Annotated in this window: 11 protein-coding genes; 8 read left to right on the top strand and 3 right to left on the bottom strand. The window is 73.1% G+C overall.

The annotated features are described in order from the left end of the window. Window positions 1-18 precede the first annotated feature (18 nt). On the top strand, window positions 19-489 hold the full coding sequence (locus tag WMF22_RS35080; RefSeq protein WP_012239112.1) for a GNAT family N-acetyltransferase: 471 nt from the start codon (window positions 19-21) through the stop codon (window positions 487-489). Here the strand turns inward: WMF22_RS35080 and WMF22_RS35075 are convergent. From WMF22_RS35075 to WMF22_RS35065, 3 genes are all read right to left on the bottom strand, one after another. Beyond that, entirely contained in the window at window positions 456-776 is a 321-nt protein-coding gene (locus WMF22_RS35075; RefSeq protein ID WP_437294315.1) for a hypothetical protein, read from the bottom strand. The two genes, WMF22_RS35080 and WMF22_RS35075, sit on opposite strands and share 34 nt — an antisense overlap. Before the next feature lie 380 nt (window positions 777-1156). Next, window positions 1157-2869 carry a protein kinase domain-containing protein gene (locus WMF22_RS35070; RefSeq protein ID WP_438032596.1) on the bottom strand — a complete coding sequence of 571 codons (1713 nt, stop codon included), beginning with the start codon at window positions 2867-2869 and terminating at the stop codon, window positions 1157-1159. A gap of 206 nt (window positions 2870-3075) precedes the next feature. Then, window positions 3076-4974 carry a radical SAM protein gene (locus tag WMF22_RS35065; protein ID WP_437294313.1) on the bottom strand — a complete coding sequence of 633 codons (1899 nt, stop codon included), beginning with the start codon at window positions 4972-4974 and terminating at the stop codon, window positions 3076-3078. Window positions 4975-5127: 153 nt separating this feature from the next. Here WMF22_RS35065 and WMF22_RS35060 point away from each other — a divergent pair, with 153 nt between their 5' ends. The 7 genes from WMF22_RS35060 (at window position 5128) to WMF22_RS35030 (ending at window position 15195) form a co-directional block, all read left to right on the top strand. Then, window positions 5128-7353: a HEAT repeat domain-containing protein gene (locus WMF22_RS35060; RefSeq protein ID WP_438032595.1), complete on the top strand. Its 2226-nt coding sequence runs from the start codon at window positions 5128-5130 to the stop codon at window positions 7351-7353. Continuing rightward, complete coding sequence (gene xseB, locus WMF22_RS35055) at window positions 7350-7748, top strand: exodeoxyribonuclease VII small subunit (protein ID WP_438032594.1); 399 nt, start codon at window positions 7350-7352, stop codon at window positions 7746-7748. The genes WMF22_RS35060 and xseB overlap by 4 nt, the downstream gene beginning before the upstream one ends. 16 nt (window positions 7749-7764) lie before the next feature. Next, entirely contained in the window at window positions 7765-8493 is a 729-nt protein-coding gene (locus WMF22_RS35050; protein ID WP_437294310.1) for a competence/damage-inducible protein A, read from the top strand. Between the two features lie 247 nt (window positions 8494-8740). Next, on the top strand, window positions 8741-10354 hold the full coding sequence (locus WMF22_RS35045; RefSeq protein ID WP_438032593.1) for a hypothetical protein: 1614 nt from the start codon (window positions 8741-8743) through the stop codon (window positions 10352-10354). A 45-nt stretch (window positions 10355-10399) separates the two neighbouring features. Next, window positions 10400-11947, top strand: a complete 1548-nt coding sequence (locus tag WMF22_RS35040; protein ID WP_438032592.1) for a hypothetical protein — start codon at window positions 10400-10402, stop codon at window positions 11945-11947. Window positions 11948-12482: 535 nt separating this feature from the next. Beyond that, a complete protein-coding gene (locus WMF22_RS35035) occupies window positions 12483-13460 on the top strand; it encodes a hypothetical protein (protein ID WP_438032591.1) in 978 nt (325 codons plus the stop codon). Between the two features lie 289 nt (window positions 13461-13749). Then, window positions 13750-15195, top strand: a complete 1446-nt coding sequence (locus tag WMF22_RS35030) for a hypothetical protein (protein ID WP_438037309.1) — start codon at window positions 13750-13752, stop codon at window positions 15193-15195. Window positions 15196-15202: the final 7 nt, after the last annotated feature.

The following is a 15202-nucleotide window of genomic DNA, read 5'->3' as shown; positions in this document are numbered from 1 at the left end:
CCGCCGGGAGGTCGCCTCGTGACAGCGCTCGTGATCCGCCGGGCGGCGCCCACCGATGCCGCGCTGATCGCGGCGAACAACCGGGCCATGGCGCTCGAGACGGAGGGCAAGGTGCTGGATGCCGCCACCACCCTCCGCGGCGCTGCCGCGCTGATCGCGGATGCCGCCAAAGGGTTCTATCTGGTCGCCGAGCACGCGTCCGAGATGGCCGGGCAGCTGATGATCACCTACGAATGGAGTGACTGGAGAAACGGTACTTTCTGGTGGATCCAGTCCGTTTATGTGACCCCCGCGCAGCGGCGCAGCGGGGTCTTCCGGGCGCTGTATCGGCGAGTCCACGAGATGGCGGCGGACGCGGGGGACGTATGCGGTATCCGCCTGTACGTGGAGACAGCGAACGCGCGAGCGCAGTCGACGTATGTCGCGCTCGGAATGCGGCGCTCGCACTACGAGCTCTACGAGCTCGATTTGGCCTTCGGCTCGTCCTGAGGGGTCCGGCTCTCCTGGTTCGAACCAGGGGGGACGACCGCGGCCATCGACGGCCAGGAGCCCTTGACGAGGGCTCGCATCGCGGCCGTCTTCAGCGCCACCTCCCCGGGATCGAGGAAGACGCCGAGGGCCTGGCGGATGTGAGGGAGCGTGCGGATGAGATCGGCTGGCGTCATCGCTTCGGGCGGTGACACATCGCTCCGCTCGCAGGCCTCCTGGATGATCTTTCTGGCGAACGCGGGTGCGAGGCCACAGCACTCGACGACCTGCTCAAAAAGCGAGCGCATGAGCTGGTTCCCCCCGGGGTAACGTCCGACGACCGGCGCGTCTTTCACTTGGGCGAGCACATACCGCCCCACGACAAGAATAGCCTACCTCCCCTATCGCGCTCGTGAGGCGACCACTGACGTTCTGCTGTTTTCCGTGAGCATGTAGGCGACGCTGCGGCGCGTTCAATGTGCGATAGCGCGACCCGACGTCGCGCTATGGGCGCCGAGGTCGCGGGTGCCCGCGGTCGTCGGGGTGTTGGACGTGTCTCCATGGTCGGAGTGTTGGACGATGCGGCGAAAAGGATCATGGCTCGGCCCGGGGAGCGCGCTGGATCCATGCGCACGTACCGTCGTGGGCTGTCTCCGCGGTGACGTCGTGCGTCACAGCCCTGTGTGCGTCACAGGCCGGATGGCTTGAAGGTCGTCCGCGGAGAGCTCCGCTTCGGCTCTGGCGCCTTTGGCGCGGTCTTCGGCGCCGCGCTCCGAACGGTCGATGAGCGGGTGGCCGGCTTCGCCGCCGGGGCCGTGGATCCGCTGGTCGTGCGCGTGTCGGGCCGGCTCGTCCTCGGCTTGACGGCTGCGGGCGGGGTCGCTCTGGAGCTCGGGCGCGGGGCGGGACCCTGGGCGGCTCCGCCGGGAATCACGCCCTGAGCGGAGCTGTCGGGAACAGCGCCCTGAGCGGAGGGGACCGCGGACCCGGCCGGTTCGCCGGAGTGCCCGAGCGCAGCCGCCTGGACCGGCCCGCTGGCCGCCGCGGCCGCGGGGACGAAGGACGAGATCCGGGAGACAGAGGCGCCCTCCGCCGTGAAGGGAGCGGCTGGCTCGTGCTGGCCGACGGCGAGAAAGGCGCCCGCTCCGACCGCGAGCGCGACCGCGCAGGCGCCGGCGAGCACGCGGCGGCGCGCGATGTGGTGCCGGCCGCGCGAGACGGCCTCGGAGACGACGGCGCCCAGCCCCGGCGCGCTGCCCTCGGCGCCCGAGCTGTCCTGCGCCACCTCGACGCTCCGCTGGGTCGAAGGAGCGCGCTGGCTCAGGGGCAGGCGATCGCTCAGGCGATCGCTCAACGGAGAGCGCGTGGTCAGGGGCAGAGGATCGCTCAACGGAGAGCGCTGGCTCAGCGGCGATCGCCCCGACCTGGGCGCCGAGGCGGGAGCGCCTCGCGCGCTGACCGGCGCGGTGAGGCTCTCCGGCGGCCCGCGCAAGCCGACCTCCTTGATGAGCGCCTCCACCGCCCGGGGCGACGACACGGCGAGGCCCGGCGTCTGCGCGGCCGCCTCTTCCAGCGCCTCGGCGAACGCCGCGGCGGTCGGGAAGCGATCGTCGGGGTCGGTGCGCAGCGCGCGCAGGCAGATCTCGTCGATCGCGGCCGGCACCGACGGGACCACCCCGCGCGGCCCCGCGGGCGCGCCCTGGAGGATCTGCGCGAGCAGCGCGCCGTCGTTGTCGGCCTTGAACAGGCGCTCCTCCGTGAGCATCTCCCAGAGCACCACGCCGGCCGAGTACACGTCGCTGCGACGGTCGACGTTCGCGGCCCGGATCTGCTCGGGCGCCATGTAGGCGAGCTTGCCCTTGAGCGCGTTGCCCCGCGTCGACATGAGCCTCGTCTCGGCGCGGGCCACGCCGAAGTCGGTGATGCGCGCGATGCCGTCGACGCCGACGAGCACGTTCTGCGGCGAGACGTCGCGGTGCACGAGGTGGAGCGGCTCGCCCTCGCTCCCCGTGAGCTCGTGCGCGGCGTGGAGGCCCGCGAGCACGTCGAGGAAGATGCGGAGCACGATCCCGAGCGGGACGGGCCGCTTCGCCCGCGCGCACGTGCGGAGCAGGCTGTGCAGCGACGGCCCCTCGATGTACTCCATGACGAGGAACAGCGGGTCCTCGACGAGATCGAACGTCGCGACGACATTGGGGTGGCGGACCCGCGCCGCGAGGCGCGCCTCGTCGAGGAACATCGCGACGAACTCGGGCTCCGCCGCGATGTGCGGGTGCATCATCTTCAGGGCGACGAGGCGCTCGAACCCGCCGGCGCCCAGGGCCCGCCCGAGATACACCGTCGCCATGCCGCCTGACGCGATGGCGCGCAAGCTCTCATAGCGGCCCGCGTGCAAGGTCACGTGACCAGACTACACCATGCGTGGTGCGTTCTCCACGACTCCCGCGCCGCTCACGCGAGCCTCCTCCCACACGGCCGCGAGGAGAACCGGATTCTGTGTCGATGTGAGGTGCCCTGCGACTGATCGCCGAGCCCAGGGGCACCGAGCCCAGCGGCTCACGTGGCCTGTCTCTCGGCGATGCGGGGCCGCGCGGCGTGGGAGCGCGATCAGCTCACGATCGGCAGCCGCCTGGCCGCCCGCCGTGGCCGTGCGTGCGCGCCGCCCTGCTCGCGCTCGCGCAACGCAAGGTCGTGCTCGATGATCGTCAGGGGGTTGTCGTAGGCCGGTAAAGGAAGATCCTGATTCTTCGCATAGACAGGGTGCCTACCGTGCTTCTTGTACCACTCGGCCACGGTGGCGTTGGCCTTCATCTTCTCGAGGATATTCCGCCATCCAGCCCCTGTGTTGTACGCGCAGAAGCTGATCTCGCCGAGCTGCGTTCCGTACGGAATGATGCACATCTCGGTGCGGCGGAAGTCGTAATTGAACAGGTCCTGGAACCACATGCCCGCGACGAAAAGGACCCGCCACTCGTACTCGCGGGCGTCGCCCTCGCCGGCGTGCGCGGCGCCCGTCTGGCTCATGAACTGCTTCACGAGCGTCGCGAGGTGGAAGCCGGGCGGCGCCTTGTCCGGCTGGTAATGGCGCAGCAGCGCGGCGACGACCTGCGCCTTCGTGAGGGCGCGGCCGCGCCCCGCGTCGAAGATCGCGCGCAGGTCGGAGAGCAGCCCTTCGACATCGATGAAGTCGAGCAGCGGGACCATCTGCTTCGTCTTCTTGTGGACGAACAGCGCGGTCCCTATCCCGCAGTTCGGGTGGCAGCCGCAGTTGATCTGCCCCCAGTCCTTGTCGGGGCCGTCGAGGAGGTCGGTCACGTTGCCGAAGGGGCTGAGCGCCGACAGGGGGAACCAGTCGCGCAGCGGGTCGGTCACGCCGGTCTGCCGGGCGATGTCGTGCGCGAGGTGGCTCAGCGTATACCGCTGCTTCTCGCGCAGCTCGTCGGAGATGTCCTCGTCGCGGCCGGTGAAGCTGACCGGCTGGAAGCTGACGACGGTGATCTTGTCGGCGTTCTGGACCGCAAAGTCGATGATGGGCCCCACCTGATCGTTGTTGACCCCGTTGACGATCGTCACGACCAGGATGACGTCGATCCCGGCGGCCGAGAGCTCCTCGATCGCGCGCAGCTTCACGTCGTAGAGGTTCCCGATCTTCCGGTGGCCGTTCGCGGCGTTCGTGACCCCGTCGAACTGCAGGTACGCCATCCGGAGGCCCGCTTCCTTGGCCTTCCTGGCGAAGCCTGGCTCGTCCGCGAAGCGGATCCCGTTCGTCGCGCACTGCACCGCGAAGTACCCCTTCTCGCGCGCGTACCGGATCGCGTCGAGGAAGTGCGGGCTCAGCGTCGGCTCGCCGCCGGAGAACTGGATCGACATCTGGCGGCGCGGGCGCACCGCCGCCGCGTCGTCCAGGATCCTCGTGATCTCCTCCCAGGAGAGCTCATGCACGTAGCCGACCTGATTGGCATCCATGAAGCACGGGTCGCACATCATGTTGCAGCGGTTCGTCAGGTCGACCGTGAGCACCGCGCCGCGACCGTAACGGATGGTGCTCGAACCGTGGTCGTGGATCCTGTCCTTCGTCATCTCGACGTCGCGGCCGCCGAAGAGGCGCTCGATCCGGGCCAGGAACGCCGGGTCGATCGAGATCGTGTCCGAGAAGAAGCCGTGCTTCGGGCACGTCTTCTCCATGACCACGCGCCCTTCGCGCGCGACGATGCTGGCGCGGATCTCCCCGGGCTTGTCCGTGATGAGCTTGGTCCAATCCGCCCTGCCACTCAGGATCTCGGCGCGCGCCTCCTTGACGCAGCGCGGGCACAGGCTGTCCGTCTCGCGAGGCCAGCCGAGCGGGGGCTTCGTGCGCTCGCCGCCCCTCGGGATCGGCTTGTCGCTCCACTTCGGGTGAAACGGCCTGGGCTCGCCGCCGAGGCGGCTCAGTCGCTGCAAGACCGGCCACGCCTTGCCGGCGGAGACCGTGATGGCCTTTTCCAGTGTCCGTACCAGGTCGATCAAGCGTCACCTCTCTCACAGCCGCATTTCGCGGCTGCACGGTAGGTCGACCTAGCGCGTGCTTCCATCAAATTCCAGGCTGTCGCGCGGCGCTGACGCGGCTCGGCCTGGGGCGTGACAGCGGGCCGTCGATCGCGGGATAGTGCGGCGCAGCGAATGCGATTCCTCCCTGGAACCCCCCGCGCCCTGGGCCTCGCCGCGGCGCTCGCGGCCACCGCGATGGCGGGCCCGGCGGCGCCTCAGCCGGCTTCGCGGACCGCCCGGGCGCCGCGGGCCGCGGAGGAAGGCGGCAAGGCGCCCGCGAGGGCCGAGGCCGGCGCGACGCCGCTGCGCGGCAGCCTCGGCGTGCCCGTCGGCGAGCGGCTGCTGTCGTCGAGCGACCCGGCGGCGCGGCTCCGCGGCATCGAGCGCCTCGGGGCGATCGGCACCGAGGAGGCGGTGAGCGCGCTGCTCGCCGCGCTCGATCAGCACGGCGCCCCGGGGGCGCGCGATCCAAGGACGCGCCTCGCGGCGGTGCGGGCGCTCGCGCCGCACGCGCAGCGCGACAGCGTGCGCCAGCTGCTCGCGCGCGAGCTGTCGGAGAGCGCGCCCGCGCGCGGCGCCGCCTCACCGCTCGGCGAGGTGCTGCGCGGCACCGCCGCCCTCGCGCTCGCGCGCACGGGCGAGCGGCGCGCGCTCGGCGTGCTCGTGAACGCGATCGTGCAGGGCGGGGCCGCGGGCGAGGCCGCCGCGCGCGCGATCAAGGCGCACCCGCCCGCGTCGCTCCAGCTCCTGCTCGGCAGCCGCAAGCGGATCGAGCCGGCGCTCGCGCGCTTCCTCGGCGATCTCGGCGATCTCCGGGCGATCGCGGCGCTCCGGCCGATGCTCGAGGGCGGCGACAGGGCGGCGCAGGTGGCCGCGGCGCGCGCCCTCGCGCGCCTCGGCGACGAGGCGGCGCTGGCGAAGGCCCGCGCGTGGCTCCGCAAGCCGGAGCCGGGGCTCTTCGAGCCGACGGCGGAGATCCTCGTGTACCTCGGCGCGCCGGAGGCGGCGGACGCCGTGGCCGCGCTGCTCGGGTCCGAGCTCGGGCGGATGGAGGGGCTCAGGCTGGCCGAGCTCGGGCCGGCGGAGCGGCTCGCGCCGGCGCTCGCGCGCGCCCTCCCGCTGCTCCCGGACGACGCGCGGCCCCGCGCGGTCGCGGCGATCGGCCGCGCGGGCGGCGCGGAGGCGGCGCGGCAGCTGCGCCGGGTCCTGAACGAGCGCCCCGAGCTGGCGACGGCGGCCGCGTTCGCGCTGGCGACGATGCCGGGGGCCGAGGCGCGGGCCGCGGTCGCGGAGCTCTTCGACGGCCCGCGCGCCGCGAAGGACGCGGACCTCCGCAGGCTCGGCCTGCGCGCCGGGGTGGTCCGCGGGCTCGTGCTGCGCGACGCGCCCGAGGCGCTCGAGAAGCGGCTGCTCGCCGCGCTCGCCGCGCCGATCGGGTCGAGCGATCGCGCCGTCGGGGTGTTCGGCGCCGTGGCGCTCGGCCTCCGCGACGCGGTCGATGTCGTCGGCGCCTGCTCCCCGTCCTCCTGCGATCGCGCGGCGGTCCACGCGGCGGCGCGCGGCGCGCTCGCTCGGGGCGAGCGCGCCCTCGCCGCCCTCGCGCCGCTCTTCGCGGCGCTCGCGGCGCCGGGCGGCGACCCGGCGCCCGGCGCCGCGAGCGCCGCGAAGAGCGGCGACGCAGCGCTCGACGCGGCGGCGATCTCCGCCGGCGTCGCGCTGCTCGCGGAGCCCGGGGGCGGGGCGATCGCGACCTCGCGGCTCGCCGCGCTCGCGGAGGCGGGCGGACCGCTGTCGCCGCTCGCGGCCCGAGCGCTCGCGTCCCGCGATGACGAGGTGGTCCGCGGCAGGATCGAGCGGCTGCTCGAGGGGAGCGATCCCGTCGTGCGCGCGCACGTCGCGCTCGGCCTCGGGAGCGACCCGATGCCCGACAGCGTCTCCCTTCTCGCCCGCGCGTACCGCTTCGAGGACGACCCCGCGGTGCGCCGCGCGATCGTCCGCGGCCTGTCCCGGCGCGCCGAGGTGCAGCGCAGGCGCGTCCTCGTCGCGGCGCGGGATCTCGATCCTGACGAAGGGGTGCGCGCGCTCGCGCGGGCCGCCCTCTCCGGCGCCGGCGCGCGGGCGCTCGACATGCCGCGCTCCGCGCTGGCGACGGGCGTCGTGTGGGTGGCCATCGTCCCCAACGACCGGAGCGCGTCCGGGAGCGCTTCCTCGCGTCCGGCACGGCTCGTCCGGCCGGATGGGCTGGCGGTCCCCGTCGTGGCCGATCCCGACGGCGTGCTCCTCGTGCCGGCGGTGCCGCCCGGCGCGAGCGCCGTCCTGCTTGCGCCGGCCGCACCCCCGGGGGACGCTGGCTCATGACGACGATGAGCAACGCGACGGACGAGGGCGGCGCGGGCGTGGAATCACGCGTCGAATCACGCGTCGAATCACGCGTCGAATCACGCGTCGAACCGAGCGCGGAGCCCGGCGCCGCCGGGGCGCCGGCGAAGGCCGAGGCCGACCGCGCTCCGCGGAGCGGCGACGCGGGCGCCGGCGCGATGTCGTTCGAGGAATCGACGCGCCGCCTCGCGAAGATCGTCGCGGAGCTCGAGGGCGGCGATCTGCCGCTCGAGCGCGCGCTCTCGCTCTTCGAGGAGGGCATCCGCCTCTCGCGGTCGGCGCAGGAGCGCCTCGATCGCGCGGAGAAGCGCGTCGAGGAGCTGCTCGGGATGGACGCCGACGGGCGCCCGGTGACGCGCGAGTTCGAGAGCTGAGCGGAAGAAGGGTGACATGAGGACCGCAGCGGCGCTGATCATCGGCAACGAGCTGCTCAGCGGGAAGATCGCTGACGAGAACCTGGTCGTGCTCGCGGGCACCCTGCGCGCGCTCGGCGTCAGGCTGGAGCGGGCGGTCATGGTGCTCGACGAGCTCGAGGTGATCGCCGCCGAGGTGCGGGCGCTCGCGGCGTCGCACGACTGGGTCTTCACGAGCGGCGGCGTGGGCCCGACGCACGACGACCTGACGATCGCGGGCGTCGCGCGCGCGTTCGGCGTGCCGGTGGTCAGCGCGCCCAACATCGAGAGCCTCCTGCGCGATTACTACGGCGATCGGCTCACCGAGGGGCACCTGCTCATGGCCCGCATCCCGGAGGGCGCGCGGCTCGTGACCGGCGGCAGCGCCGCGTGGCCCGGCGTGGTGATGCGCAACGTGTGGATGCTGCCCGGCGTGCCGCAGATCTTCCGGGCGAAGCAGGCGCTCATCCAGGCGGAGCTCTCGGGCGGGGCGCCGTTCGTCTCGCTCGCGGTGTTCACGACCCTCGACGAGGGGCAGCTCAAGCCCATGCTCGACCGCGTTGTCGAGGCCCACCGCGACGTCGACATCGGCTCTTACCCGAGGTGGTCCGGCGTCGAGTACCGCACGAAGCTCACGTTCGACGGCCTCGTCGAGGCGAGGGTGCGCGCGGCGCGCGACGCCTTCGCCGAGAGCCTCCCCGCGGAGACGATCGTCCGCGTGGAGTGACGCGCGTCGCGCGCGTTTCGCCCGTCGGCGTCCGCGGCGTGGTGGCCCTCGTGTCGATCGATGGGATCGGCGCGCTCGGTGCCGTCCGTGGCGGTGCCGTTCGTCCAGGCGATGCCGCCTGGTGCCCATTGCCCTATCTCGACGTGTTTTCTCATGCCTTGAGGGCTTCTCCCCTCTCCGCCTCCCTGTCGCCTCCCGCCCCAGCGTTGTTGCTGGCTCGTCCTGCGGCCATGTAATGTCGGGCGCCATGAAACGCGGCTTCGCGGGCGCGTCGGGAGCGTCGATCACCGCTTTCGCGCTGAGCTGGGCGATGATCTCGTGCGGCGCCGCCGTCGGTTATTCCGACGACTGCGCCGAGACCTTGAGCTGCGAGCCGCCGCCGTCCTCCCCGGCGTCGTGTGCCGGCGACCCCGCCACGACGCCGGCGAAAGAGGAGTGCGGCGTCTTCGTCGCGGGCCATGGAGACGACGCCCGCGCGGGGACGAAGCAAGAGCCCGTGAGGACGTTGCAGCACGCGGTTCAGAAGGCGCTGCTGGAGGGCAAGCCGCATGTCTACGCGTGCGCGGAGGACTTCCACGAGGCGGTGCGCCTGCCGTCGGGCGTCGAGATATGGGGAGGCCGCGCCTGTGACCGCGAGGACTGGGCCTACCTCGGCGCGGACCACCCGACCGTCGTCGCGCCGCCCGCCGGCCGCGTGCCGGTCCGGGTACACGCGCACGGCGCCGTCCTCTCGGACCTCTTTTCCAGCGACCCGCGCTCGCTCCTGTTCGCCGTGCGGCTCGTGGCGGCCGACGCGATCGAGCCGGGCGCCTCGTCGATCGCGCTGATCGTGACGGACGACGCCGAGGTGGAGGTGAGGTGGAGCGAGATCATCGCGGGCGACGGCGCGCCCGGCGCGCCCGGCGAGGACGGGCCGCTCGAGGTCGCGGAGGACGGCGCGCGCGGGAACCACGGCGCTGCGGCGTGCTCGGACGAGACCGTGGACGCCGCCTTGCCTGCGGTGACGCACTGCCCCGACGGCAGCACGTCGATCGGCGGTCGCGGCGGCGTCGGCGAGCGCGGTCGCGGCGGCGACGGTGAGAACGGCGCGGTGATCGAGCGTGATCCCGCGCTGGCTCCGCTGGTCGGCGGCCAGGGCGGGAAGGGGGTAGCCGGGACCGATGCGTGTGCCGCGGGCCAGCCCGGACAGGACGGCGCAGCGGGCGCGTCGGGCGAGGGCGGCGAGCAGCAGGCCGCGCGCGCCAGCGCCGAAGGGTGGCACGGCGCCTGGGGCGAAGCGGGGACGCCTGGCACGATCGGCCGGGGCGGCGGCGGCGGCGCCGGAACGCGAGGGCGCGGTGTCTGCGCGAGCACGGAGCCCCAGGGCGGTGCGTCCGGCGGCTCGGGCGGGGGCGGCGGCTGCGGCGGTCGCGGGGGCGGCGCCGGGCAGGCGGGCGGATCGAGCATCGGCATCCTCACCGTGGGGGCGGAGGTGATCGTCGAGCACTCGACCATCGCCGTGGGGCTGGGGGGCGACGGCGGGCGCGGCGGACGCGGGCAGGCCGGGGGCTACGGGCGGGCGGGCGGCATCGGCGGAGCGGCCGGGATGAATGATCGGGGACAGGAGGAATATGCCTGCGAGGGCGGCCACGGAGGGCGGGGCGGCCCCGGCGGCGGCGGCGGCGGCGGGCTCGGGGGGTACTCCCTCGCCGTCGCCCGAGTGCACGGCGGCATCGATCTCAAGAAGAGCACGGTCGTTGCGCTGGGCACGCGGGGCAAGGGAGGGGCGACCGGCGGCTCCGACCCACGGCTCGGCCAAGGAGAGGACGGCCTCGCCCAGGAGATCTGGTCGTTGGAGGAGCTGATCGAGCCACCGCGGTGAACCGCGGCGTGCCCATGCCGAATCGCCGATTCGCGAGGGAGAACGATGCAACAAAGGGTAGTGGCGGGGGCGGCGGTGCTGTTGGCGCTCGCCTCCGCGGCGTGTGGAACGGCCGACCGCTGCGACGGTGGGGTGTGGTGTGGTGGGGCGGCGCCGACGGAGGCCGACTGCCTCGAGGCGCTCGCCTCGCACAAGGCGGTCGATGGGTGCGGCGTCTTCGTTGACTCCGACAGCCCATTCGGCCCGAGCGACGACCTGGCTGGCACGATGGCGAGGCCGGTGAGTTCGCTTGTGTACGGGATCGAGCTCGCGCGCGCGGGCCGGCGCCGCGTGTTCGCATGCAATCAGTCGAGCCACCAAGAGATCCTGACCGTTCCTTCTGGGGTCGATATCCATGGTAGGTTCAATTGCGAGCGCGGCTGGCAGTACGAGGCGGAGGGGTATCTCACGCGCATAGGCTACCCCGACGAGCAGCATCCCCACGTCATCGTGCCGGGCGGGCGCGATGGGCTCGACGACGGCATCTCGACGTTCACCGACCTGGATTTCCGTCACAGCGGCATCAAGTACTTCAGCCAGTCGGCGATCGGGATCCTCGTCGAGCCGAACGCGGCGCTGGAGCTGGTCCGAAGCGAGCTCGTTGTCGGGCCGGGCGCGCCGGGGCTCTCCGGAGACGATTTCCGCGCGGACCGGCCGGAGTATGCACGCGCGGGCGCAGCCGGGAATCCAGGGGGCGACGCTTGCTCGGCCGACACCGTGCCTGGAGGCGTCTCAGTCACCACTGTCTGCGAGGATGGCGCCGGGTCCACGGGCGGCAAAGGGGGCGATGGCCGCGCGGATCACGGCGAGGCCGGGAGCGATGGGGCGCCGCTTCCAGCCCCGAACCCTCGCGGCGCCGGCCTCGGGGGCGCCGGGGCGGAGGAGGGCGGCCGGTGCGATCGCGGGGAACGCGGGGAGAAGGGGGAGGTCGGCGTGGATGGCCAGAACGGACGCGGCCCCGGGCGGTTTACGCGAGAGGGCTGGGTGGGTGAGAACGGAGCCGACGGGAAGCGGGGCGGGGTCGGGACCGGCGGGGGCGGGGGCGGGGGCGCTTACGGCGGCTCGGCCGCCTGCGGGGTGTCGCCGAACGGCGGCGCGTCCGGCGGCTCTGGCGGCGCCGGCGGTTGCGGCGGCCAAGGGGGCCGCGGGGGTGCCCCTGGGGGCGCGAGCATCGGCATCCTCGCCCTCGACGGCGCCAGGGTGATGTTGCGCCAGGTCGCGATCGAAACGCTCGGCGGCGGTGACGGCGGCGATGGAGAGCTCGGACAGGACGGCGGGCCTGGCGGGCTGCCTGGAGGGATAGGGCAATATCCGGGAGCCGAACATCAGCCTTGCTACGGTGGCGCAGGCGGCGATGGCGGCCGCGGCGGCAACGGCGGCAGTGGGACGGGTGGGCCGTCGATCGGCATCGCCTACGTGGACGAGGATCAACTCACCCTGGAGGGCGTCACTTTCACGATCGGTGCTCCGGGCGAGGGCGGCCGGATCTTTACCGAGGACGGAGTGAAGGCCGACGACGGCTTCGCCGCCGAGACGTACCGCTTCACGCTGTGAGCGCGGCCGGCGTCGCGCCCGCCGGGCTCGTTCGGGATGCGGCGGCCGACGGGTGGGAGCGGTGGCCGAGCCTATCCAGCGAGCGGATGCCGGCGGGTCTCCGCCGGATGACGACAGGTTCCACCGCGGATGACGATGAACCCCCCGCCGGATGACGGCGGGTACCCGCCCCGATGACGACGTCTCCGAGCCGGATGACGATGGCGCGCCGCCCCATGCCGATGGGTTCCGGCCGCATGCTGATGGGCTCCGGCCGCATGCCGGCGGGCCCCAGCCCCGATGCCGATGTCTCCGAGTCGGATGCAGATGGCTCCCGGGCGGATGACGACGACGTCCACCTCAGATGACGATGGCCCCCTCCCGGAATGACGACGCCCTCCGCCGCGATGCCGACGGTCCCCGCGCCGCGCGCTGGCGGGTCGCACATGGCGCGCTGTCGCCATTCACGGGCACGCTCCTGCCGGCGCTCGCAGGCGCCATGGGCTGTGAGACGACCCCCTCGACATCCCGCTTCCTGTGCACATAGCCTGCGCTTATGGCCAAACCTATCTCTCCTTCCGAAGAGACCGATACCGACGATCCCACGCTCGAATCCCTGGCCGCGCGGCTCGGCAAGCCGGAGCCCGGCATCATCGAGGCCTTGCTCGACGGCACGACCGAAGCCCAGCTCGTCGAGCGAGGGCGGCAGATCGCCTCCTCGCGCGTCTTGACCGATCTGCGCCGCCTCTACGCGACGGCACACGCATGCTGGTCGGGCGCGTCGAAGGACAAGCGGGAGAAGCTGCGCGGCTTCTCGCCGGAGCTGCTCGCGCTTGCGGTCGACCAGGCGCTCGCGCTGGAGCGGCTGCTCGAGGCGCACGAGAGCGCCGGGCAGAAGAAGGACGCGGCGCGCGCCACGACGGACGCGGCGCTGCGGGAGCGGCACTCGCGCGCGCTGCTCCTGCGCGACCAGGCCTACGAGGTCCTGCGCGGCGTCGCCGGTTCGGGCAAGGAGGCGCGCGAAGAGCTCGCGCAGGCCGTCGGCACCGCGGAAGATCCGGGCGCGCTCGCGCGCGGGCTCACCCAGCTCGCCGCGCTCGGCAAGCGCTACCTCACGCAGAAGAAGGGTCCTGTTGCCGTGCGCGCCAAGCTGATGCGGCTCGACCAGGACTACGTCGCGCGCCTCGAAGAGGCCGCCGAGGAGCTCACCCAGGCGGCGAGGACCGCGGCAGCGCGCCCCGCGGGCCAGAAGGTCACGAGCGGCGATCTCGACCGGGCCGACGGCATCAACCTGATCCTCCTCGAGCAGATCGTGCGGGTGTTCGAGCGCGCCAACGAGCAGGATCCGACCATCCCGCGCCTCGTGCCGATCGCGACGCGGCGGCTCTTCAGCCGGAGCACAAGGAAGAAGGCGACCGAGACGTCCGGCGGAGGAGGCGGCGCGGCCGGCAGCGGCAGCGCTGCAAGCGGCAGCGCTGGCGGCGCGCCGCCGGACGAGGAGGATCCGGTCGAAGGCGACGACGCGCCGGTCTGAGCCGAGAGCGCTCTGATCGGAGCTGAGCGTCGACCGAGGGCTCAGGCTGCAACCTGAGCCCTCTTCCTTTTTGTCGAGCCCGCGCCGGCGACGTTACGGGCGGATCCTCGCCGATGGCCAGCTCGCATTCATTTCCCATGGATTTCCGTGGATCTGCGTGGCCGGCCAACATGCTCCTCGGCCGAACAATGTCCTACTCCTTTCGCGAGGACGCTTGCGCCTGAAAAAGGGGCGGGCGAGCGTGCCCGGGCGAGAAAAATCGCGGGGTGGAGGCAATGAGATGAGAACGGTGCGATTGGCGACGATCGTTGCGGCGGCTCTTGCCGCCCTGGTGCTTGGTGCGACCGTGCCCGGCTGCCTGTGGGATCGCGAGGACGAGCCCCTGAGCGGGAGGATCTGCGCGCTACCGAATACCGGCGTCGTCGAGCATTGCGTTGACGCGAGCGAGGGCCCGGCCAGCGCGTGGAGCAAGGCCGAGGCGGACGGCGAGCTGCCGATCTTCATGTGGGCGTGGTGGTCGGGTCGCGTGAGGCCCGACGAGCTCATTGCGAGCGAGGCGGAGCTCGGGGCCTGGTTCGACACCGTCGATCGGGTCGTGTCCTATGTGCGCGACGAGAAGAAGCACGCCGAGTCGCTCCGGGCGACGCTCCACGGCGAGCTCGGCAAGCTGCTCCGGCTGATCAGGGATCGCCAGGAGGAGGCCCTCCAGGCAGAGCCGATCCATGCGGCCGACAACTTCAACGAGGCGATGACCGGCAAGGCGAGCGCCGAGCGGGAGCCGCTCATCGCCGCGATCGCGGCGGACAAGCAGGCGATGGCCGCCGTGCGGGGCATCCTCGATCGAGCCAGGGACGAGGGCGCGCCGCTGCAATCCAGGTACGCGGGCGCGGCGGCGCGCTTCGCCGCCTACCGCGCGACCGAGGCGGCGGAGACGGCGGCGTATGTGGCGCTCTCGGCGCAGGCGTCGCGATCGATGATCGACGAGCTCGACGGCGTGGAGCAGGCGGTGCTCGCGGCGGCGCGCGAGGCGAGCCGCGCGCCGAGCGAGCTCGCCGCGGAGGTGATGACGCTGTCGGCGGAGCTCCAGGCGTTCGCTGTCTCGTCCGAGGAGGCGCTCGCGCCGCACAGGGAGTTCCTTGCGACGCACGGCGCGGTGGTGCCGGACATGACGTCGGGGGCGCTGCGGTCGCTGAATGCGATGCTCGGGTATGTGCAGCGGCGGGTCGCCCGGAGCGACGCGACGGCGACGGCGCTGCTCGGCGGGATCGCGCTGCGCCGGCAGGCGCTCGTCGTGCTCCAGGCGGACGAGGGGGCGCGCGAGGCGAGCGCGCGGTCGCGGAGCCGCAAGGCGTCCGAGGTGTTCGGCGAGGGAGCGCGCGCGCGGGCGGCGGCGCTATCGGCGGCGCCGCCGATGAGCGAGAAGCTCGGGCTGCCGCTGCTGGCCGAGCGGTGCGGGGAGCTCGTGGCGCTGGTGCAGATGCGGCCGCTCTGCGAGGCGGCGTCGTCCTCGTGGCGAGAGGCGGGGTGCGCGGCGCTCCGAGGGCGGTTCGACGCCGCGGAGGCCGAGCTCAGGACGGGCTTGCCGCAGAAGATCGCGGCGGGCCTTGAGGCGCTGCGGGAGAAGGGGATGGGCGCGGCGGAGCTCGACGCGGCGCAGGCGAGGCTCGACGCGGGCGACGTGAAGGGCGCCGCGATCGCGTATGACGCCGCCGTGCGCGGCGCGGAGGGGACATGAGGCGCTT

The organism is Sorangium sp. So ce204 (assembly GCF_051526795.1).
Classification (GTDB): Bacteria; Myxococcota_A; Polyangia; order Polyangiales; family Polyangiaceae; genus Sorangium; species Sorangium cellulosum_B.
Note: the sequence above shows the minus strand (reverse complement) of the source record. Positions and strands in the feature narration are given on the sequence as shown.